The following is an 18,835-nucleotide window of genomic DNA, read 5'->3' as shown; positions in this document are numbered from 1 at the left end:
ATGAAAACAGACTGGCGCTTCGAAGAGAGCGAGCAGCGGCGGCACTATGTCATTGAGCCATGGCTCGATGGTCGCCGGGTAGGTCGTGCTCATGGCTGGTTCGAGCCCGGAGAGAGCTTTGTGCTGGAGAAGATCGAGATCGATTCACGGCAGCGCTCACGTGGCTATGGAAGTACGGTGATCGAGCAGCTGCGACAGAAGGCGCGTGACAAGGGGTGCCGTGAGCTTGTGATCAACAATGTGCGTTCCAGTAACCACAGGGCTATCGCGCTCTATGAGGCCACGGGCGCAAAGGCCGTCCCGCTGTCGGCCAGCCTCTGCGCCTTTGTCATCTCTCCGCCGTAGGCCTGACCCTTCGAAACAGGGGTCGGAGTGGGTTTTCCGATCGGGTCGTAAGAGTCGCAGAACAATGCCCTCTCCCGTGAAAGCACAAGGCCCGCATCAGCGGGCCTTGTTGTTACCGAAGCATCCACCGGCCTGACGGCGTCAAACCGCCTCGAACCGATTCGCCGCCACATTCTTCCTGACCTTCGCCGGATCCCAGATCCGCCCGTTCATCGCGATATACACGCCCGCCGGCAGCGACTGCACCGCACCGATCGCGCAGCCGATGTTGAACTCCGCGTCCGAGCCGCGGAAGCGGGCCGGGCTGAGGGCGCCGGTCATCACGATGGTCTTGTCCGGGATGGAGGCCAGCACATGGCCCGTCTGCACCATGCTGTCGGTGCCGTGGGTCACCAGCACATGCTTGGTCGGCTGCGCGGCGATGGTCGCGCGGATCAGCTCGCGGTCCTCGTCGGTGATGTGCAGCGAATCCTTGCGCAGGATCGGAATGACCGTGAAACGGAACGTGACCCCCAGCTCGCGCAGGATCATGCCGATCTGCGGATCGCCGATCTGGTAATCGGACTTGTCGTCGAAGTAGATCTTGTCGATCGTGCCACCGGTGGTGACGATCAGCAGCTCGTCCATCTCTATGCTCCTGCCGGCGCTCACGGCGCGCCTGGCGTTGTATCCGGGGATGTCAGGTCGTACGGCTCGCCGTAATGCCGGCAGATCGCTTCCAGCGCGGGCGACGGCGGCGCGACGACCACGCGATTATCGCCGCTTTGCCGGGTGAACGTGCATTGCACGCTGGTGACGTTGCCGTCGTCGTCGCCACCGGCATCCACCTGCACCATCAGGTCCATGCTGTCGTAGTCGAGCGGTCCGGCGCGTGGTGTCTCCAGGCGCCACAGGTGGAATTCCCAGCTGCAGCAACTGCTGCGCCCGGATTCCACCAGCCAGCCATCGATGACCTGCAACTCGTAATAGCCGCCGCTGAAGAAGTGGCGCAGCGTCCGCGTGGCCGGATCGATCCGGTACACGTCGCCCTCGCAGTTCGGCCCGGCGCCGCACATGCCGCGGACTTCCACCTCGTGCATCCCGTCCCCGTCCAGGTCCACCAGGCCGGCATGGCCCATGGGCGTCTCGGTGACGTCCTGCTCGACCTGCAGGCGGTCGCACACGAGGCCGTCGGCACACGTCAGCTCGGCGACGTAGCGGCGCGTGGCGGGAGTGGAACACTCGGCGCGCAGCGACAACGTACTGCCGTCGCGGTTCTCCACGCGTGCCGGATCGCCCGGCTCGCAGAGGGCGTCCTGCGCCCATGCACTGGGCGCCAGCAGGCACAGCAGCAGCGTAGCAACGAAACGCATCACGCCTTCCTGCCGAACCGCTTGGCGAAGGCGGGCCAGCTGGTGGCCAGCACGATGCCGATGGACAGCACGATGCCGACCCAGGCGAACTTCGCCTTCACCGGATCGGCCCACGCCACCATCACCGCGTGCGAGAACCAGAACAGCGCGAAGACGCCCGCCCAGAACGCGGCCGCGCGCCGACGCGCCATCACGCCGATCATCAGCAGGATCGGCGGCAGGGCGAACACCAGCAGTGCCAGCGTGTACTGGCGGTCGCCGTAGAACCACACCGCGTAGAGGACGGCCAGCAATTGCAGCAACGCGGCCAGCAGCAGGCGCGAACGGTCCATCAGCGCGTCTCCAGGCGACGGGCGATGTCGGCCACGCGGCGCCCCAATGCACGTGCGAGCGCCGCCTCCTCTTCGCTGGGATGCGGATCGTCATCGCCACCGGCTACGTGGCTTGCGCCGTAGGGCGTGCCCCCCGTGCGCGTGCTGCTGAGCTGCGGTTCGGTGAACGGAATGCCCACGATCACGCATCCGTGATGCAACAGGGGCACCTGCATCGACAGCAGGGTCGACTCCTGTCCACCGTGCTGGGTGGCGGTGGAGGTGAACACGCCCGCGGGCTTGCCCACCAGCGTGCCGCTGGCCCACTCCGCACCCAGACCGTCGATGAAGTGCTTCACCGGCGCGGCCATGTTGCCGAAGCGGGTGGGGCTGCCCAGCACCAGGCCCGCGCATTCGGCCAGGTCCTGCCGGTCCACGTAGGGCGCGCCTTCCTCGGGTACCGGCGGTGCGGCCTGCTGCGTCACGGCGGCCACGGGCGGCACGGTGCGCAGGCGCGCGGACATGCCGTCCACTTCGCCAACGCCGCGCGCGATCTGCCGCGCCAGCCGCGCCACGGACCCGCCGCGGCTGTAGTAGAGCACCAGGATCTCGGGCATCGGACCGTCTTCGTCACCGGGAAAGTGCCTAGTATCGGTGATGTCGCGTCCATGACGCATCGGTTACCCTTCCGCCCATGGAGCCATTGGACTCGTTGAACCGCTGGACAGAGCGCATGCGCGACCGCGCACGCATGGGCACGTTCTTCCGTTTCCTGGCCAAGCGCTTCCTCGATGACCGCCTGTTCCAGGCCGCCGGTTCGCTGGCCTACACCACCTTGTTCGCGCTGGTGCCGCTGGCCATGGTGGTGTTCGGCGTGCTGTCGGCGTTCCCGGTGTTCCAGGAGTGGAGCGCGCAGCTGCGCGACTACATCTTCGCCAACTTCCTGCCGGGCGCGGCGGTCAGCCTGAAGGAGAAGCTGGACGGCTTCCTCGCCAACACCGGCAAGCTGACCGCGGTGGGCGTGATCGCCCTGGTGGCGTCGCTGCTGATCACGCTCAACAGCATCGAGGCCACGTTCAACCGCATCTGGCGTGTGCGCAGCGCGCGGCCGAAGCTGTCGCGCTTCCTGGTGTACTGGACCGTGCTGACGCTGGGTGCACTGATGGCCGCCGCATCGCTGGCGTTGTCCGCGCGCTTCTACGCATTGCCGGTGTTCGCGACCAGTGGCGGGCGTTGGTTGCAGACGCTGTCGCTCAGCGTGGCGCCGGTATTGATCGAACTGGCGGCGATCGTGGTGATCTACCGCGTGGTGCCGCACCGGACCATCAAGTGGCGCTATGCGATGGCGGGTGCCTTGTTGGCGACCGTGTTGCTGGAACTGGCGAAGTGGGGGTTGGGCGCCTACCTGGGCAGCTTCAACACCTACCAGAAGATCTACGGCGCGGTCGCGGCAGCGCCGATCCTGCTGCTGTGGATCTACCTGTGCTGGATCGCCGTGCTGCTGGGCGCTTCGCTGGCATCGGGCATGGCCGCGTTCCGCTACCAGCCCGCCGCGTTGCGGTTGCCGCTGGGCTACGAACTCTACGGCCTGTTGCGCATGCTGGGGCGCTTCGCCCAGGCCCGCGGGAAGGGGCGGGGACTGCACAGCGACCAGATCCTGGCGATGGAGCCGATGCTGACCGATTCGCTGATCCAGCAGATGCTGGGGCAGCTGTCCGAGATCAATCTGCTGCGCCGCGACGAGGAAGGCGAGTGGTTGCTGGCACGCGACCTGGACGACCTGACCCTGTGCGATCTGTACGAAGCCTGCCAGTTGCGCGTGCCGGTGGCCGAGGCGCACCTGCCGTTCCATGACGATGCGCTCGGCCGCGCCGCCCGCATGGCGTTGGATGACCTGCGCGTACCGCTGCGTGAACTGCTCAAGAAGCGCGTCAGCGACCTGTTCACCGAATCCCACCAGGAGCCTGCATGAAGTCTGTTTCCTCCCTGTCGCTGGCCATCGTGCTGTCATTGGCGGCGTGCAATGCCGGCTCGGCGCCCCCCCAAGCGGCGGAACCGGCGATCGAGGCGCACGTGCAGGATGTCGATCCGGCCGCGGAAAAGCCTGCAGACCGCACCGTCGACATCCCGGTGTTGCAGGTGAAGACGCTTGATGGCGCCGACTACGCCCTGGCCTCGCACCGCGGCAAGTGGGTGGTGGTGAACTTCTGGGCGACGTGGTGCGCGCCCTGCCTGAAGGAAATGCCCGACCTGTCGGCGCTGGACAAGGACAACGACCACATCGAGGTGATCGGGCTGGCGTACGAAGAGATCGAAGCCGACGAGCTGAAGGCGTTCCTCGTTGAACGGCCGGTGGTGTATCCCATCGCCATCCTCGACGTGTACAACCCGCCGGCGGATTTCGCCACGCCCCGCGGCCTGCCGCTGACCTACCTGATTGCGCCGGACGGCAAGGTCGCCAAGCAGTTCCTGGGTCCGGTCACCGGCAAGGAAATCGAGGCTGCCATCGCCGCGGCCGGCGGTCCCGCAGCGAAGGCGTGATGGCGACCGCCCGCTTTCTGGTCAGCGGCAAGGTGCAGGGGGTGTTCTTCCGTGCATCGACCCGGGAGCGCGCGCTCGATCTGGGACTGGCCGGCCGCGCCACCAACCTTCCCGATGGCCGCGTGGAAGTGATCGCCCAGGGCGATGCGACGGCACTCGATGCGCTGGAGGCGTGGCTTCACCAGGGGCCATCCGCCGCGCGCGTTGAATCGGTCGTGCGCGATGCGTGGACCGGATCGGTGAACGACGGCTTCGTCACGGGCTGACCGGACCGAACCGGGGCGGGCGGAACGAAGTCAGCAGGCAGGCGTGCCCTTTGGATGCCATTCGTGGTTCGACAGGCTCACCACGAACGGGATCTATGACGGGCTCACCATGAGCAGGGTCCACGACAAGCCCACCACGGACGGGGTCTAGGACAGGCTCGCTGCGAGCGGGGTCTACGACAGGCTCACCAAGAATGAGGTCACTGAATCAGCGATTGCCTAGGGCTGGTCGCCCGCGTTGTGCAGGCGCAGGGCACGCGCGGCCTGCTGTTCGTCCAGTGGCGGTGGCCGCGCGGTCGCCGGTTGCTCCGGTTCCTTCCAGCCGGGGATTTTGCGCGCGCCCTTCTGGACCTGCTGTGCGGCCAACCCGACCAGCACGGGCACGATGCCGCCGTTCTTGCCGAGCTGCTCGAGGCTGGCCGGTTCCTTCCAGCGGCGGCTGAACACCGTGGGTGCGACGTCGACGGGATTCTCGAAGCGGTAGAGATCCACCACTTCTTCCGGATCCGGCCTGACGGTCAGGGTTTCGAGCGTGGTCGCGGAGGTGTCGTCCGTCGTGGCAGCCTGCTGCGCCATCGCATGCGACGACGCCAGCCACAGGGCGGCCATCAGGAGTGCCCGCATGCATCAGCCGCCGCGCTGCGGCTTGATCGGTTTCAGCACGGTGTAGCGTTCCTTGTGCAGCTTGCCTTTCAGCGGCGGCAGACCCAGCGGCTCCACTGGCACCTGCGTGTCGGGCAGGCGATCCAGCAGGTCGCGGATCAGCGTGAGCCGCCCGGTGCGCTGGTCGTTGAAGTCGACCAGTGTCCACGGCGCATGCTTCGTGTGCGTCGCCTTGAGCATCGTTTCGCGCGCGGCGGTGTAGTCGGTGTACTTCTCGCGCGCCTTCAGGTCGATCGGCGACAGCTTCCAGCTCTTCAGCGGCTCGTCGGCGCGTTCGGCGAAGCGCTCTTCCTGCTGCGCCTGGTCCACGCACAGCCAGTACTTGAACAGCAGGATGCCGTCGTCGGTGATGCCCTTCTCGAACACCGGCGCCTGCGCGAGGAATCGCGCATGTTGTTCGTCCGTGCAGTAGCCCATCACCTTCTCCACGCCGGCGCGGTTGTACCAGCTGCGATCGAACAGCACGATCTCGCCGGCGGCCGGCAGGTGCGTGATGTAGCGCTGGAAGTACCATTGCGTGGCTTCGCGTTCGCTCGGTTTCGGCAGTGCCACCACGCGGCATTGGCGCGGGTTGAGGTGCTCGGTGATCGCACCGATGGCGCCGCCCTTGCCGGCGGTATCGCGGCCTTCCATCACCACCACGATGCGGGCGCCGCAGTGCGACGCCCAGCGTGCCATCGCCGCCAGCTCGAGCTGCAATGGCGTGAGCCGGGCTTCGTAATCCTTGCGTTTGAGGGTCTTCATCGCGGGTCCTGTGCGGTGGCGGGGGGATTCAGCGTTTGCGGCGGGCATGGCCTGCCATGCCGCGCGCGACTTCCAACAGGGCGCCTTGCTGGCGCGTGTTGAGGGCGCGGTAGGCGGCCAGCAGGTCGTGCTCGCCCCGTGTGCGCGCGGGATCCAGCGTCGTCGCCAGTTCCGACAGCAGCGCGCCTGCGGGGACGCCGAAGGCACGCGCCAGGGCGGCGAGCTGGTCGCCGCCGGGCAGCTTCTCGCCGGCCAGCCAGGATTTCACCGTAGTCACGCCGGCACGCGGAATGGCGGCGGCGAGATCGGCGGCGGTCAGGCCGCTGGCCTTGGTCAGCAGGCGGAGGGTGGCATCGAGCGACATGGCGGGCTCTCCTTGCTCATTCCTTCAGGCGGGGACGCAGCGTGGCCAGGTTGCAGGGCCGTGTGCGTGCGTCGAGTTGGGCGCGGATGATCTTCTCCCACGCCGTGCGGCAGGCCGAGGTGGAGCCCGGCAGGCAGAACAGGAAGGTCTGGTTCGCCAGCCCGGCGAACGCGCGCGATTGCAGCGACGAGGTGCCGATCTCCTCGATGCTGACGTGCCGGAACAGTTCGCCGAAGCCCGGCATTTCCTTGTCAAGCAGCGGCAGCAGCGCCTCGGGCGTGGAGTCGCGACCCGTGAAGCCGGTGCCGCCGGTCACCAGGATGCCATCTACTGCGGGATCGGCGATCCACTGCGAGACCTGCGCACGCAGGCGGTAACGGTCGTCAGGCAGCAGCGCGCGGTCATGCAGGTGGTGTCCTTCCTGCGCGAGCGCATCGGCGAGGTAGTCGCCGGAGCGATCCTCGGCGAGTGTGCGGCTGTCGGAGACGGTCAACACGCACAGGTGCAACGGGATCAAGGCGTCGGCATGGCTCATGCCCGAAGGGTAGCGCAATCGCGGGTCAGTCGAGTGGTGCGGGCGGCAGCCCCTTGCGGTGCCGGTCAGCCATGCGCCAGGCGACGTCGGCGAAGCCTTCCGCGAACCGCGGCATGTCGAACAGCGGTGCGTGCGCGATCGCGGCCCGCAGGCGCTCGCGCAGGGCCGCGCGTGCCGCGGCATCGCGTCCCAGCCGGATCCCGGTCGCGACGAAGGCCTTGTCGTCGGTCATGTTCATCTCGTCCAGGCCGAGATGATGATTGAGGCTGCCTGCGACGCGGGAGGCAAACGTCGCGCCCGGGCAGGTCAGCACCGGGCAGCCTGACCACAGCGCGTCGGACGCGGTGGTATGCGCGTTGTAGGGATGCGTGTCGAGGAACAGGTCCGCATGCCGGTAGCGCGCCAGGTACTCCGCATGCGGCAGCTTGCGCATGAACACCAGGCGCGCCGGATCCACGCCGCGCGCCTGCGCCGCCGCGCGCAGGCGGTCGTCGGCCCGGCCGGGGCCGGACAGCAGCCACAGCACGCTGCCGTCGACGTTCGCCAGTATGTCGAGCATCCTGGCCAGGCTGCGTGGGTTCACCTTGTAGCTGTTGTTGAAGCAGGCGTAGACCACGCCGGTACCGGGGAGGCCACAGGCCTCGCGCAGGGGCGGCGTGTCGATCGTGCGACGCGTGTCGGACGGTTGGAAGGCGCCGGGCAGGTAGGCGACGGCTTCGCTGTACGCCGGCACCAACGTCCCGGGCAAGGCGAAGCGATCCGCCAGCACGTAGTCGATCCACGGCGCACCGGAGGTGCCGGGATAGGCCAGCCAATTGACCTGCACGGATGCGGGCCGCATGGCCAGCACTTCCGGCGTGCCGCCGCCACCCCAGCCGCGCAGGTCGTAGAGCACGTCGATGCGCTGGTCGCGGATGGCCTGCGCGACACGTGCGTGCGGGAGGCCCGCGACATCGTGCAAGTGCGTGGCCGTCGCCAGCCGTTGGCGGATGGGGCTGCCATCGTCGGGCGTGAGGGCGAACAGGTACGTGGATACCGCTGCATGCGCCTGCAGGGCTTCGAAGAACGCCACCGTCAGCAGGCCGGTGGGATGCGCGCCGAAACCGTTGGAGAGGAAGCCCAGGCGCAGCGGCGCGTCTGCCGGCGCGTGCGGTGCGGGCGGAAGCGGACGGACGACCGACGCCAGCGCCTGCGCGCGCTGCCGAGCGCAGGCCAGTTGCTCCTGCGCGCTGGCGTCTTCGCTGAGGAAGGCGAACGGCTCCACCACGCCGCGACCCTCGCGCACCGCGCCCCGCACCTGCGCCGACAGCGCGTCGAGGTCACGCCAGTCGCAGAGCTTGCGGCGCCAGTTCAACAGGTGGGCGGCGAACATGGGCTCGCCCGGCAACAGCCGGTAGGCATGCTCGTAGGCTTGCGCGGCGGCCTCGGCTTCACCGGCATCCTCGAGGGCGTGGCCGAGCCACAACGCGATGCCCGGGTGCTGGGGCGCCTGCGCGGCGGCCTCGCTCAATGCCTGTGCCGCCTGCGCGTGCCGACCCGACAGCCAGTGGCTGCGGCCGAGTCGCGCGAGGGCTTCGGGATGGCGGGGGCGCAGGTCCAGCGCGTGCTCGGCGGCGCGCCGTCCCGCCTCGGCATCACCGTGGTCGAGCTCCGCATCCGAAAGCATGACCCAGGCGATGAAGTCCTGCGGCGCCTGCCGTACATGCAGCCGCAATCGCGCGCGCTCGTCGCGTGGACCGTCAACGGTCACCGCGACCGCCTGGCTCGAGGGTGCAGGTGGCGCTGGCGGGACGCGTGGCGACGATCATGGGCGGCAGCCTAGCGATCATCGACAGCGCGCGACAAGCCTTGCGCCACGTGCGATGCATGTGGGAGTGACGCCCGTCGCGAAGGGGCACCCATGTCGCGACGTGTGTCGCTTCCGCATCGGGGAAGCCGGCTTCCACGTTGCGCAGGCTAGAGCGGCAGGCGGAAACGCAGCGTGCCGTCGTAGGGCACCCAGCCCATGGCCCGGTACAACGCCTGTGCGCTCGCGTTGTCGTGGTCGGTTTCCAGTTCCAGCCGCAATGCCCCGTCGGCGCGCGCGAACTCGGCTGCGGACGACAGCAATGCGCGCGCGACGCCCATGCGACGCGCTTCCGGCAGTACGAGCAGGTCGTTGAGAATCCATACCCGCGACGCGCTGACGGAAGAAAAGGCCGGATACAACTGGGTGAAGCCGACGGCCGCGTCGTCTACCCAGGCGAGCAGGATGACGGACTCGTCGCGCTCCATCCGCTCGCGGATGAAATCCCGTGCCAATGCCGGGTCCGAGGGCTGGCCGTAGAAGCCGCGGTACTGGTCGAACAGGCGGGCGACGACGTCCAGGTGCGTCAGTCCCGTCCGGCGGACCACCGTCGTCATGCTGCCTCCGTCAGTCGCGCCAGTTCGTCGGCCAGGTGCTCGCGGCCGAGGCGGTCGACCAGTTCGTCCAGGTTGCCTTGCAGGATGTTGGGCAGGTCATAGAGCGTCAGGCCTTCGACGCGGTGGTCGGTGATGCGGCCCTGCGGGAAGTTGTAGGTACGGATGCGCTGGCTGCGGTCGCCGCTGCCGACCTGCAGCTTGCGCGATTCGGCCTGCGCCGCCTGCTGCTTGCTGCGTTCCGCATCCAGCAACTGCGCCTTCAGCCGCTTCATGGCCTTGTCGCGGTTGGCATGCTGGCTGCGCTCGGTCTGGCATTCCACCACCACGCCGCTGGGGACATGGGTGATGCGGATCGCCGACTCGGTCTTGTTGACGTGCTGGCCGCCCGCGCCGGACGAACGGAAGGTGTCCACCTTCAGGTCGGCCGGATTGATGACGATCTCGTCCACCTCGTCCACGTCCGGGATGATCGCCACCGTTGCGGCGGACGTGTGGATGCGGCCCTGTGATTCGGTTTCCGGCACGCGTTGCACGCGATGGGTCCCGGATTCGAACTTGAGCCTGGAATAGGCGCCGCGACCCACCACGCGCGCCACCACTTCCTTGTAGCCGCCGTGCTCGCCGGGGCTGTCGGACTCGATTTCCACCTTCCAGCCCTGGCGCTCGGCGTAGCGGGCGTACATGCGGAACAGGTCGCCGGCGAAGATCGCGGCCTCGTCGCCACCGGTGCCGGCGCGTACCTCGAGAAAGAGGTTGCCCTCGTCGCGGTTGTCCTTCGGGACGAGCAGCAGCATCAGGGCTTCGTCCAGTTGCGCCAGGCGCGTCTGTGCGGCGGTGATTTCCTCGTCGGCCAGTTCCGCCAGTTCCGGATCGTCGCGCATCGCCTGCGCGGCGGCCAGGTCGGACTGCGCACGCTTTTCTTCCGCCATCGCACTGGCCACGGGTTCCAGTTGGGCGAATTCGCGCGAGAAATTGCGGAAGCGGTCTCCGTCGCCGATCACGTCCGGATCGGCGAGCAGGCGTTCGAGTTCTTCGCGGCGCTCAGCCAACGCTTCAAGCTTGCGGCGCAGCGTCGGCGTCATCGTCTTTGTCTTTCTTCAGGTGGGAGTAGGGCGGTTGCGCGGGGAACAGGCGATCGGCGGCGCGCGCCAGTTCGGCGTCGCCGCTCATGGCCGCGTCGCGCAACGCCGCGGTCGGCGGGTGCAGCAGGCGGTTGGTCAGCGTGTGGGCGAGGAATTCGAGCACCTGGTCGGCGTCGCGGCCGTTGGCCAGTTGCTGGCGTGCCTTCGCCAGCACGTCCTCGCGGGTGGACTCGCCCAGCGCGCGCAGGCGCTTGAGCGGTTCCTGCCGGGAACCGGCCAGCAGGCTTTCCATGAAGCGGCCGACCTGCACGTCGATGATGGCTTCGGCGGCGTCGGCGGCTTCACGCCGGCTGCGGCGGTTGTCCTCGACCGCGCGCTCGAGGTCGTCGACGGTGTACAGATAGGCGTCGCGCAGCTCGGCTACCGATGCTTCGATGTCGCGTGGCACGGCCAGGTCGAACAGCAGCATCGGCTTGTGCTTGCGCTTGGCCAGCGCGGCCGCGACCTGGGCATGCAATACGACGGGTTCGCGTGCGGCGGTGGCGGAAAACACCACATCGGCTTCGGCCAGGTGCCGCTCCAGTTCGGCCAACGGCAGCGCATAGCCACCGTGGCGGGTCGCCAGTTCCTGCGCGTGCGCCAAGGTGCGGTTGGCGACCAGCAGGCGGCGCACGCGACCTTCGCTGAGGTGCTTGGCGGCCAGTTCGATGGTTTCACCGGCACCGACCAGCAGCACGGTGGATTCGCTGAGGCGCGCGAAGGAGTTCTGTGCCAGACGTACTGCCGTGGAGGCGACGGATACCGGATTGGCCCCCACGCGGGTGTCGGTGCGTGCCCGCTTTGCCACGGCGAAGGTCTGCTGGAACAGGCGGTCCAGGCGATTGCCCAGCGCACCATGTTCGCGCGCTGTGGCCCAGGCATCCTTCACCTGGCCGAGGATCTGCGGCTCGCCCAGCACCATCGAATCCAGGCCCGTCGCGACCCGGAACAGATGGCGGACGGCATCCGCGTCCCGGTGGCGGTAGAGGTAACCCTCGAGTCCTTCGGCATGGGTGGCCAGCCAGCTCGCCAGCACGTCGCCGTCTTCCGCCACCGCGTACAGCTCGGTGCGGTTGCAGGTCGACAGCAGGGCGGCTTCGACCACGTCGGGCAGCGCACGCAGCGACGACAACGCGTGCGGCACCGTGCCGGCGTCGAACGCCACCCGTTCGCGCAGGTCGACCGGCGCGGTCTGGTGGTTCAATCCGAGGACCCACAACGTCATCGTTCAGGCGCTTGCAGTAAGCTGCTGGCTCATATCAGGGCCGCCATTTTACGGCCGACGTGACGTTCATGCCCGAAATGATTCGCACCTTGTTTGCCGCGCTGGCGATGGCGGCCGCCATACCCTCCGCGGTGGCCGCATCGTCGATCCCGCCCGGCCATCGGCAGGACGACGCGCTGACCACGGTGATGGCGGGCGAATTCGCCCTGCAGGCGGGCCAGTTGCCGGACGCCGCGCGCTGGTATCTGGACGCCGCGCGGGAGCAGGACGACGCCGGGCTTGCCGAACGCGCCACCCGCATTGCGCTGCTGGCCAAGGACGATGCCCGTGCGGCCGAAGCGATCAAGCTGTGGCGCGCGCGTTCGCCCCGCACGCTCGCGCTGCGCGGTGCGGAGGCCACGCTGGCACTGCGCCAGGGGCAGAGGCGGGTTGCACGTCGCGAATTGGCCGGGCTGATGAAGGAGCCCGACGAACTGGGTTGGCGTTACGCGCTCACGGCACTGGCCAGTGGCGGGAAGGATCCTGAACTGCCGGCGCGGCTGCTGCGCGATCTGCTCGACGATGGCGCCATGCCCGACACGTTGCAGGCTTGGCTGGCGTTTACCGGGCTGGCCCAGCAGATGGACGAGCCCGTGCTGGCCGAACGGATGGTCGGCGATGTGGTCAAGCGCTTCTCCGGCGAGCCGCTGGTTGCCCTGCTGCAGGCCAGCCAGTTGCTGCAGGCGGATCGCAAGCAGGAGGCCCGCGCGGTGCTGGACGGTCTGCTTCCGAAGGCTTCAAGCGACGCGGCGCTGCGACTGAAGCTGGCCGAGGAATACGACAGGTTGGGCGACCCGGCGGCGGCCTCGCGCGCGCTGGGCCAGGGCCCGCAGGACACGCTGACCTATGGCTTGCGGGCGCAGTTGCTGGCCAAGGCGGACGATACGGCGTCTCTGGGCGAGCTGTATGAGGAACTGAAGCAGGCGGCGTCGGGTGCGGGGCAACCGACCCAGTACAGTCCGGATCGCCGGTTGCTGCTGGGGCAGATGGCGGAGTTCCTCAAGCGTCAGGATGAAGCTCTGGAGTGGTACCGCAGCGTGCCCGCGGGCGAGCAGCGCGCCGAGGCGCGCCTGCGCGCCATCAATACCCTGTTCGAACTCGAGCGCAAGGATGAAGCCTTCGCGGAGGCCCGCAAGCTGCAGGGCGATGCCAGCGTCGAAGACGGCACTCGCCGCGATGCCTATCTCATGGAGGCCGAATTGCGCCAGAAAGACAAGCAGGACGAAGGCCAGATGGAGGTCTTCGCCCGCGGTCTGGCGGCGTATCCCGATGACCTTGCGCTGCTGTATTCGCGCGGGCTGGCCTGGGAGCGGCGCGATCGCATCGACCACGCCGAGGCCGACTTCCGCCGCATCCTGGTGATCGAGCCGGACAATGTGGCCGCGCTCAACGCGCTGGGCTACACCCTGGCCGACCGCACCACGCGCTACCAGGAGGCGCTGGAACTGATCGATCGGGCGCGCACCGCCGCCCCGGAAGACGCGGCCATCATCGACAGTTATGGCTGGGTGCTCTACCGGCTGGGGCGCAATGCGGAGGCGCTGGTGGAACTGCGTCGCGCGTTCACGCTGCAGAAGGACCCGGAGATCGCGGCCCATGTGGCGGAAGTGCTGTGGGTGATGGGGCAGAAGGACGAGGCGCGCCGCTATTTCGACGAAGCCCGCAAGCTCGACCCCGACAACCGCTCGCTGCTGCGGGCGCTGGAGAAGACAGGCGCATGAAGGTTTCAGGATTCCTGTTGACGGGGCTCGTGGCCCTGTCGATGGTGGGCTGTGCCACACGCGGTCCGGCCGTGGATTCGCCGGCCCTGCGCGACCCCGAGGCAGTGGCGGCGGCGCAGGCGGCACAGGCCACCCGCGCGGCGTGGCTCGCCTCGCAGCCGGACTGGTCGTTCGCCGGCCGCGTGGCGGTCAATGCGAACGGGAAGGGCGGCAGCGGCCGGATCGACTGGCAGCAGACGGGCACCGGTTATCTGGTCGCGCTGAGTGCCCCGGTTACCCGGCAGAGCTGGCGCCTGGGCGGTGACCTGCAGACCCGGGCCGCCCGACTGGAAGGGCTGGAGGGCGGGCTGCGCGAAGGGGCCGATGCCGACCGCCTGCTGCGCGAGGCCACCGGCTGGGACATCCCGGTGGCCTCGATGGTGCACTGGGCCCGCGGTGTCGCCGATCCCTCCGCCGCCACGGAAGGCGTGGAATACGATGCCGACGGCCGGCTGCGGACCCTGACCCAGGAGGGTTGGCGAGTGGACTATCTGGACTGGTTTCCAGCCGAGGGCTCCCAGCCGTTCATGCCGCGCCGCATGGAGGCGCGACGGCAGGGCGCGACGGTGAAGGTCGCCGTCGATCAGTGGCAGTTGGCACCGCAATGACCGCGTTTGCGGTCGACGAGGGCTGGTCGGCCTGGCCGGCACCGGCCAAGCTGAACCTGGCCCTTCAAATCACCGGTCGCCGTGCGGATGGCTACCACCTGCTGCAGACCGTGTTCCGGCTGCTGGAGTGGGGAGACACGATCCATGTGCGCTCCCGCGAAGATGGCGATATCAGGCGGGTGGGGGAGTCCGTTCCGGGCGTCTCCGAGGCGGATGATCTCGTTGTTCGCGCGGCAAAATTATTGAAAAAAGAAGCCAATGTCGCCAAAGGAGCGGACATTGGCGTCGAAAAACGCATTCCTGCCGGTGGCGGTTTCGGTGGAGGGTCGTCGGACGCTGCCACGGTATTGGTGGCTCTGGATCGGCTTTGGGAGTGTGGTCTGGACCCGGGTCGGCTGGCGTCCCTGGGGCTGCGGCTGGGGGCGGACGTCCCTGTCTTCGTCCGCGGCGGGAATGCCTGGGCGGAGGGGGTGGGCGAGGTTCTGACGCCGCTGGTGCTGCCGCCGGCGTGGTATCTGCTGGTCGATCCCGGCGTCCACGTGCCCACGGCGGCACTTTTCGCATCACAGGATTTGACGCGTGATGCTGCACCCGCGAAAATATCGGACTTCGTTACGGGATCACTGCTCGGCAATGCGTTCGAGCCGGTCGTGCGTCGCCGGGAACCCGCCATCGAGGCGGTCTTCCAGGTGCTCTCACGCGTCGGTGCGCCACGCTTGACCGGTTCTGGCGGCGGCTGCTTCGTGGAGTTCGCCGACAAGGCCTCTGCCGAGGCGGCGCTGGCGACCTTGCCTGCCGGGCTGCGTGCCTGGGTGGTGGAGGGCGCCGCGCGCTCGCCACTGCTACGCACGCTTGAGCAGTATTGCGGAACGGAGAAATACGCCTAGGGGCGTCGCCAAGTGGTTAAGGCACCGGGTTTTGATCCCGGCATTCGTAGGTTCGAATCCTTCCGCCCCTGCCAATTCACTGTGTCCTAGCTGCATCTGCCGAGACGACCATGCAAGACGAACGCAACCTGCTTGTCTTCTCCGGCAACGCCAACAAGCCGTTGGCGAACAGCATCTGCCGCGAGCTGGGCGTGCGTCCCGGCAAGGCGCTGGTGTCCCGGTTCTCCGACGGCGAAGTGCAGGTCGAGATCCAGGAGAACGTGCGCCGGCAGGAGGTGTTCGTCGTGCAGCCGACCTGCGCGCCGAGTGCCGAGAACCTGGTGGAGCTGCTGGTGCTGATCGACGCGCTGAAGCGCGCCTCGGCCAGCAGCGTGACCGCCGTGGTGCCGTACTTCGGCTACGCCCGCCAGGATCGCCGCATGCGTTCTTCGCGCGTGCCGATCACGGCCAAGGTGGCGGCCAAGATGTTCAGCGCGGTCAGTGCCGACCGCGTGCTGACGGTGGACCTGCACGCCGACCAGATCCAGGGGTTCTTCGATATCCCGGTGGACAACGTGTACGCGTCCCCGCTGCTGTTGGCCGACATCTGGCGCGCCTACGGCACCGAGAACCTGCTGGTCGTGTCGCCGGACGTCGGCGGCGTGGTGCGCGCCCGTGCGGTGGCCAAGCGCCTCGACGACGCGGACCTGGCGATCATCGACAAGCGCCGCCCGCGCGCCAACGTCGCCACGGTGATGAACATCATCGGCGACGTGGAAGGCAAGGACTGCGTGCTGGTGGACGACATCGTGGACACCGCCGGTACGCTCTGTGCCGCTGCGGCCGCGCTGAAGCAGCACGGTGCCAACAAGGTGGCGGCGTACTGCACCCATCCCGTGCTTTCCGGCCCGGCGGTGGACAACCTGAACAATTCGGTGCTCGACGAGCTCGTCGTCACCGACACCATCCCGCTCTCGCCGCAGGCGCAGGGCTGCAGCAAGATCCGCCAGCTGTCGGTGGCGGAACTGCTGGCGGAAACGATCCGCCGCATCGCCTTCGGCGAGTCGGTCAGCTCGCTGTACGTGGATTGATTCTCCGCCGCACGCCGGGACACCGGCGCGCGGCTCTCCGGGTTCATCTGGTCGCGGGTGAACCTTTCATCAGCCGTCGCGAGACGGTCTACAACCTAGGTAGTGAAGCAAATGGCTAAGACACATGAAATCAAGGTCGAGCGCCGCGAAGACGAGGGTAAGGGTGCGAGCCGCCGCCTCCGTCACGCGGGCACCGTGCCTGCCATCGTCTACGGTGGCGAACTGAAGCCGGTCAGCATCCAGCTGAACCACAACGAAGTCTGGCTGGCCTCCCAGCACGACTGGTTCTACTCGTCGATCCTGGACCTGAGCCTCAATGGCGACATCCAGAAGGTACTGCTGCGTGACATGCAGCGCCATCCGTTCAAGCAGCAGATCATGCACCTGGACTTCCAGCGCGTGAACGAGAACGAGACGCTGCGCACCGCGGTGCCGCTGCACTTCCTCAACGAAGACAAGTCGCCGGCCGGCAAGTCCGCCGAAGCCGTGGTCACCCACGAGCTGAACGAAGTCGTCGTCGAGTGCCTGCCGAAGGACCTGCCGGAATTCATCGAGATCGACCTGGCCGACCTGGCCATCGGCGCGGTGGTCCACCTGTCCGACGTCAAGCTGCCGGCCGGCGTGGTCATCCCCGAGCTGAAGCTGGGCAAGGAACACGACGTCGCCGTCGTGATCGCCAAGCACGGCAAGGAAGAGGCCGAGGAAACTCCGGTGGAGTCGGCGGAAGTGCCGGCGGCCAAGGTCGCCAAGAAGGACGACAAGTAATCGCATGAGCCTTCGCCCGCTCTGGCGGGCGAGGGTATGCGATGCGTCCCCATGGCAGGCTTGCGCCTCATCGTCGGACTGGGCAATCCCGGTACCGAACATGCCCGAACCCGGCACAATGCCGGGTTCCATTTTGTCGATGCCCTGGCGGAACGGCAGGGTGAGCGCTTCGGGCTGGAGAGCAAGCTGTTCGGAGAGACCACCAAAGTGGTGGTGGCCGGGCAACCGGTCTGGTTGTTGAAGCCCGCCACTTACATGAACCTGAGTGGCAAGTCGGTCGCGGCGGCGCTGCGTTTCTGGAAGATCGCCCCCGAAGAGGCGTTGCTGGCGCATGATGAGCTCGACCTGGCCCCGGGCGCGGCGCGCCTGAAGTTCGATGGCGGCCACGGCGGACAGAACGGCTTGCGCGACACCATGCAGCATCTTGGGCACGGCAAGTTCCATCGGTTGCGGATCGGCATCGGCCATCCCGGCCACAAGGACCGGGTGACCAGCTGGGTGCTGGGCAAGCCGGGCAAGGACGACGAGATCCTGATCGCGCGGGCGATCGACGATGCGCTGGATGTGCTGCCGCTGGCGGTGGCGGGCAACTTCATGGATGCGATGACGCGGTTGCACACGCAGAAGCCGTGATTGGTGATTGGTGATTTGCAGGGCACGGATCGGGCCGCGAATCACCAATCACGAATCACGAATCCCGGATGTAGACATGGGCATCAAATGCGGCATCGTGGGCCTGCCGAACGTCGGCAAATCCACCCTGTTCAACGCGCTGACCAAGGCGGGCATCGCCGCGGCCAACTTCCCGTTCTGCACCATCGAACCGAACGTGGGCGTGGTACCCGTGCCGGATCCGCGCCTGGGGCAGCTCGCCGAGATCGTCAAGCCGCAGAAGGTCATCCCGACGGCAGTGGAATTCGTCGACATCGCCGGTCTGGTGGCGGGCGCCGCCAGCGGTGAAGGCCTGGGCAACAAGTTCCTGGCCCACATCCGTGAAGTGGATGCGATCACCCACGTGGTGCGCTGCTTCGAGAACGATGACGTCATCCACGTCAACAACCGGATCGACCCGCTCTCGGACATCGACACCATCGACACCGAACTGGCACTGGCCGACCTCGAGAGCGTCGAAAAGGCGCTCAACCGGGCCGAGCGCTCCGCCAAGGCGGGCGAGAAGGACGCCATCGCCCGCAAGCCGGTGCTGCAGAAGCTGCAGGCAGGGTTGAATGACGGCAAGCCGGGCCGCGCGTTGGGGCTGGACGACGAGGAGAAGGCGCTGGTCCGCGACCTGTTCCTGCTGACCCTGAAGCCGGTGATGTACGTGGCCAACGTGCTGGAGGACGGTTTCGAGAACAATCCGCACCTGGAAGCCGTGCGTGCTCGCGCCACCGCCGAGGGTGCCGAGGTGGTGCCGGTGTCCGCGGCCATCGAGGAGGAGCTGTCCCAGTTGGACGACGCGGACCGGGACGCCTTCCTGGCGGACCTCGGCCTGGACGAGCCGGGGCTGAACCGGGTCATCCGGGCGGCCTACAAGCTGCTGGGTCTGCAGACCTACTTCACGGCGGGCGTGAAGGAAGTACGTGCCTGGACCGTACGGGCGGGCTCCACAGCGCCCCAGGCGGCGGCCGTGATCCATACGGATTTCGAGAAGGGCTTCATCCGCGCCGAGACCATCGCCTTCGACGACTTCCTCAAGTACAAGGGCGAAGCCGGTGCCCGGGACGCGGGGCGCCTGCGGCTGGAAGGCAAGGAATATCGCGTGCAGGAAGGCGATGTCCTGCATTTCCGGTTCAACGTCTGAGAAAAAAAATATGGCTGGCGCGTTGACAGAAGGGT

At 67.7% G+C, this 18,835-nt stretch carries 23 protein-coding genes and 1 tRNA gene; 12 read left to right on the top strand and 12 right to left on the bottom strand.

Annotation, left to right across the window (positions count from 1 at the left end; genetic code table 11):
- Positions 1–345 (top strand): GNAT family N-acetyltransferase, encoded by a 345-nt coding sequence (locus WBN46_RS09705; RefSeq protein WP_337731316.1) that lies wholly within the window; start codon positions 1–3, stop codon positions 343–345.
- 141 nt (positions 346–486) lie between these two features.
- Here WBN46_RS09705 and WBN46_RS09700 read toward each other — a convergent pair whose 3' ends face one another.
- Genes WBN46_RS09700 through wrbA form a run of 4 tightly spaced genes read right to left on the bottom strand, consistent with a single transcriptional unit; the run spans position 487 to position 2,625 of the window.
- A complete protein-coding gene (locus tag WBN46_RS09700) occupies positions 487–972 on the bottom strand; it encodes an asparaginase domain-containing protein (protein ID WP_192201835.1) in 486 nt (161 codons plus the stop codon).
- A 20-nt stretch (positions 973–992) separates the two neighbouring features.
- The gene (locus WBN46_RS09695; RefSeq protein ID WP_337731315.1) at positions 993–1,697 is read right to left on the bottom strand and encodes a hypothetical protein; all 705 of its coding nucleotides are present in this window, start codon (positions 1,695–1,697) and stop codon (positions 993–995) included.
- Positions 1,697–2,029, bottom strand: a complete 333-nt coding sequence (locus WBN46_RS09690) for a DUF2069 domain-containing protein (RefSeq protein ID WP_337731314.1) — start codon at positions 2,027–2,029, stop codon at positions 1,697–1,699. Before WBN46_RS09690 ends, WBN46_RS09695 begins: the two co-directional genes overlap by 1 nt.
- Complete coding sequence (gene wrbA, locus WBN46_RS09685) at positions 2,029–2,625, bottom strand: NAD(P)H:quinone oxidoreductase (protein ID WP_337731909.1); 597 nt, start codon at positions 2,623–2,625, stop codon at positions 2,029–2,031. Before wrbA ends, WBN46_RS09690 begins: the two co-directional genes overlap by 1 nt.
- Positions 2,626–2,702: 77 nt before the next feature.
- Between wrbA and WBN46_RS09680 the strand changes: the two genes are divergently transcribed.
- The 3 genes from WBN46_RS09680 to WBN46_RS09670 are packed head-to-tail and all read left to right on the top strand — an operon-like array spanning position 2,703 to position 4,815.
- A complete protein-coding gene (locus WBN46_RS09680; RefSeq protein WP_337731313.1) occupies positions 2,703–3,980 on the top strand; it encodes a YihY family inner membrane protein in 1,278 nt (425 codons plus the stop codon).
- Positions 3,977–4,549, top strand: a complete 573-nt coding sequence (locus WBN46_RS09675; protein ID WP_337731312.1) for a TlpA disulfide reductase family protein — start codon at positions 3,977–3,979, stop codon at positions 4,547–4,549. The genes WBN46_RS09680 and WBN46_RS09675 overlap by 4 nt, the downstream gene beginning before the upstream one ends.
- Positions 4,549–4,815, top strand: coding sequence for an acylphosphatase (locus WBN46_RS09670; protein ID WP_337731311.1), 267 nt, complete (start codon positions 4,549–4,551; stop codon positions 4,813–4,815). The genes WBN46_RS09675 and WBN46_RS09670 overlap by 1 nt, the downstream gene beginning before the upstream one ends.
- A gap of 219 nt (positions 4,816–5,034) precedes the next feature.
- On the opposite strand, the gene WBN46_RS09665 is transcribed toward WBN46_RS09670, so the two are convergent.
- The 8 genes from WBN46_RS09665 to hemA form a co-directional block, all read right to left on the bottom strand.
- Positions 5,035–5,439 carry a hypothetical protein gene (locus WBN46_RS09665; RefSeq protein ID WP_337731310.1) on the bottom strand — a complete coding sequence of 135 codons (405 nt, stop codon included), beginning with the start codon at positions 5,437–5,439 and terminating at the stop codon, positions 5,035–5,037.
- A gap of 3 nt (positions 5,440–5,442) precedes the next feature.
- On the bottom strand, positions 5,443–6,222 hold the full coding sequence (gene ppk2, locus WBN46_RS09660) for a polyphosphate kinase 2 (protein ID WP_337731309.1): 780 nt from the start codon (positions 6,220–6,222) through the stop codon (positions 5,443–5,445).
- Positions 6,223–6,250: 28 nt separating this feature from the next.
- On the bottom strand, positions 6,251–6,586 hold the full coding sequence (locus WBN46_RS09655) for a helix-turn-helix domain-containing protein (protein WP_142125884.1): 336 nt from the start codon (positions 6,584–6,586) through the stop codon (positions 6,251–6,253).
- 16 nt (positions 6,587–6,602) lie between these two features.
- The gene (moaB, locus tag WBN46_RS09650; RefSeq protein WP_337731308.1) at positions 6,603–7,121 is read right to left on the bottom strand and encodes a molybdenum cofactor biosynthesis protein B; all 519 of its coding nucleotides are present in this window, start codon (positions 7,119–7,121) and stop codon (positions 6,603–6,605) included.
- Between the two features lie 25 nt (positions 7,122–7,146).
- Entirely contained in the window at positions 7,147–8,871 is a 1,725-nt protein-coding gene (locus WBN46_RS09645) for a tetratricopeptide repeat protein (protein WP_337731307.1), read from the bottom strand.
- A gap of 206 nt (positions 8,872–9,077) precedes the next feature.
- Positions 9,078–9,524: a GNAT family N-acetyltransferase gene (locus WBN46_RS09640; protein ID WP_337731306.1), complete on the bottom strand. Its 447-nt coding sequence runs from the start codon at positions 9,522–9,524 to the stop codon at positions 9,078–9,080.
- Positions 9,521–10,606, bottom strand: coding sequence for a peptide chain release factor 1 (prfA, locus tag WBN46_RS09635; RefSeq protein WP_337731305.1), 1,086 nt, complete (start codon positions 10,604–10,606; stop codon positions 9,521–9,523). Before prfA ends, WBN46_RS09640 begins: the two co-directional genes overlap by 4 nt.
- Positions 10,578–11,870, bottom strand: a complete 1,293-nt coding sequence (gene hemA / locus WBN46_RS09630; RefSeq protein WP_337731304.1) for a glutamyl-tRNA reductase — start codon at positions 11,868–11,870, stop codon at positions 10,578–10,580. The genes prfA and hemA overlap by 29 nt, the downstream gene beginning before the upstream one ends.
- 77 nt (positions 11,871–11,947) lie before the next feature.
- Here hemA and WBN46_RS09625 point away from each other — a divergent pair, with 77 nt between their 5' ends.
- The 8 genes from WBN46_RS09625 to ychF all read left to right on the top strand — a co-directional run bounded on the left by WBN46_RS09625 (position 11,948) and on the right by ychF (position 18,800).
- The gene (locus WBN46_RS09625) at positions 11,948–13,630 is read left to right on the top strand and encodes a hypothetical protein (RefSeq protein ID WP_337731303.1); all 1,683 of its coding nucleotides are present in this window, start codon (positions 11,948–11,950) and stop codon (positions 13,628–13,630) included.
- Positions 13,627–14,277 carry a lipoprotein insertase outer membrane protein LolB gene (gene lolB / locus WBN46_RS09620; RefSeq protein ID WP_337731302.1) on the top strand — a complete coding sequence of 217 codons (651 nt, stop codon included), beginning with the start codon at positions 13,627–13,629 and terminating at the stop codon, positions 14,275–14,277. Before WBN46_RS09625 ends, lolB begins: the two co-directional genes overlap by 4 nt.
- A complete protein-coding gene (ispE, locus tag WBN46_RS09615; RefSeq protein WP_337731301.1) occupies positions 14,274–15,164 on the top strand; it encodes a 4-(cytidine 5'-diphospho)-2-C-methyl-D-erythritol kinase in 891 nt (296 codons plus the stop codon). The genes lolB and ispE overlap by 4 nt, the downstream gene beginning before the upstream one ends.
- Positions 15,163–15,238, top strand: a tRNA-Gln gene (locus tag WBN46_RS09610). The genes ispE and WBN46_RS09610 overlap by 2 nt, the downstream gene beginning before the upstream one ends.
- A 36-nt stretch (positions 15,239–15,274) precedes the next feature.
- Positions 15,275–16,234, top strand: a complete 960-nt coding sequence (locus WBN46_RS09605; RefSeq protein WP_192201803.1) for a ribose-phosphate diphosphokinase — start codon at positions 15,275–15,277, stop codon at positions 16,232–16,234.
- A 111-nt stretch (positions 16,235–16,345) separates the two neighbouring features.
- A complete protein-coding gene (locus WBN46_RS09600; protein WP_337731300.1) occupies positions 16,346–16,999 on the top strand; it encodes a 50S ribosomal protein L25/general stress protein Ctc in 654 nt (217 codons plus the stop codon).
- A 51-nt stretch (positions 17,000–17,050) separates the two neighbouring features.
- Entirely contained in the window at positions 17,051–17,632 is a 582-nt protein-coding gene (gene pth / locus WBN46_RS09595) for an aminoacyl-tRNA hydrolase (RefSeq protein WP_337731299.1), read from the top strand.
- Positions 17,633–17,708: 76 nt separating this feature from the next.
- Positions 17,709–18,800 (top strand): redox-regulated ATPase YchF, encoded by a 1,092-nt coding sequence (ychF, locus tag WBN46_RS09590; RefSeq protein ID WP_337731298.1) that lies wholly within the window; start codon positions 17,709–17,711, stop codon positions 18,798–18,800.
- Positions 18,801–18,835: the final 35 nt, after the last annotated feature.

Origin of the sequence: Pseudoxanthomonas sp. CCNWLW251 (assembly GCF_037402255.1) — a bacterium.
In the GTDB taxonomy this organism is placed as follows: domain Bacteria; phylum Pseudomonadota; class Gammaproteobacteria; order Xanthomonadales; family Xanthomonadaceae; genus Pseudoxanthomonas_A.
Note: the sequence above shows the minus strand (reverse complement) of the source record. Positions and strands in the feature narration are given on the sequence as shown.

Excerpts from the sequence above, each read along its gene's own strand:
- WBN46_RS09705 (WP_337731316.1), top strand. The coding sequence starts at position 1 with ATGAAAACAGACTGGCGCTTCGAAGAGAGCGAGCAGCGGCGGCACTAT.
- WBN46_RS09700 (WP_192201835.1), bottom strand. The coding sequence starts at position 972 with ATGGACGAGCTGCTGATCGTCACCACCGGTGGCACGATCGACAAGATC.
- WBN46_RS09695 (WP_337731315.1), bottom strand. The coding sequence starts at position 1,697 with ATGCGTTTCGTTGCTACGCTGCTGCTGTGCCTGCTGGCGCCCAGTGCA.
- WBN46_RS09690 (WP_337731314.1), bottom strand. The coding sequence starts at position 2,029 with ATGGACCGTTCGCGCCTGCTGCTGGCCGCGTTGCTGCAATTGCTGGCC.
- wrbA (WP_337731909.1), bottom strand. The coding sequence starts at position 2,625 with ATGCCCGAGATCCTGGTGCTCTACTACAGCCGCGGCGGGTCCGTGGCG.
- WBN46_RS09680 (WP_337731313.1), top strand. The coding sequence starts at position 2,703 with ATGGAGCCATTGGACTCGTTGAACCGCTGGACAGAGCGCATGCGCGAC.
- WBN46_RS09675 (WP_337731312.1), top strand. The coding sequence starts at position 3,977 with ATGAAGTCTGTTTCCTCCCTGTCGCTGGCCATCGTGCTGTCATTGGCG.
- WBN46_RS09670 (WP_337731311.1), top strand. The coding sequence starts at position 4,549 with ATGGCGACCGCCCGCTTTCTGGTCAGCGGCAAGGTGCAGGGGGTGTTC.
- WBN46_RS09665 (WP_337731310.1), bottom strand. The coding sequence starts at position 5,439 with ATGCGGGCACTCCTGATGGCCGCCCTGTGGCTGGCGTCGTCGCATGCG.
- ppk2 (WP_337731309.1), bottom strand. The coding sequence starts at position 6,222 with ATGAAGACCCTCAAACGCAAGGATTACGAAGCCCGGCTCACGCCATTG.
- WBN46_RS09655 (WP_142125884.1), bottom strand. The coding sequence starts at position 6,586 with ATGTCGCTCGATGCCACCCTCCGCCTGCTGACCAAGGCCAGCGGCCTG.
- moaB (WP_337731308.1), bottom strand. The coding sequence starts at position 7,121 with ATGAGCCATGCCGACGCCTTGATCCCGTTGCACCTGTGCGTGTTGACC.
- WBN46_RS09640 (WP_337731306.1), bottom strand. The coding sequence starts at position 9,524 with ATGACGACGGTGGTCCGCCGGACGGGACTGACGCACCTGGACGTCGTC.
- prfA (WP_337731305.1), bottom strand. The coding sequence starts at position 10,606 with ATGACGCCGACGCTGCGCCGCAAGCTTGAAGCGTTGGCTGAGCGCCGC.
- hemA (WP_337731304.1), bottom strand. The coding sequence starts at position 11,870 with ATGACGTTGTGGGTCCTCGGATTGAACCACCAGACCGCGCCGGTCGAC.
- WBN46_RS09625 (WP_337731303.1), top strand. The coding sequence starts at position 11,948 with ATGATTCGCACCTTGTTTGCCGCGCTGGCGATGGCGGCCGCCATACCC.
- lolB (WP_337731302.1), top strand. The coding sequence starts at position 13,627 with ATGAAGGTTTCAGGATTCCTGTTGACGGGGCTCGTGGCCCTGTCGATG.
- ispE (WP_337731301.1), top strand. The coding sequence starts at position 14,274 with ATGACCGCGTTTGCGGTCGACGAGGGCTGGTCGGCCTGGCCGGCACCG.
- WBN46_RS09605 (WP_192201803.1), top strand. The coding sequence starts at position 15,275 with ATGCAAGACGAACGCAACCTGCTTGTCTTCTCCGGCAACGCCAACAAG.
- WBN46_RS09600 (WP_337731300.1), top strand. The coding sequence starts at position 16,346 with ATGGCTAAGACACATGAAATCAAGGTCGAGCGCCGCGAAGACGAGGGT.
- pth (WP_337731299.1), top strand. The coding sequence starts at position 17,051 with ATGGCAGGCTTGCGCCTCATCGTCGGACTGGGCAATCCCGGTACCGAA.
- ychF (WP_337731298.1), top strand. The coding sequence starts at position 17,709 with ATGGGCATCAAATGCGGCATCGTGGGCCTGCCGAACGTCGGCAAATCC.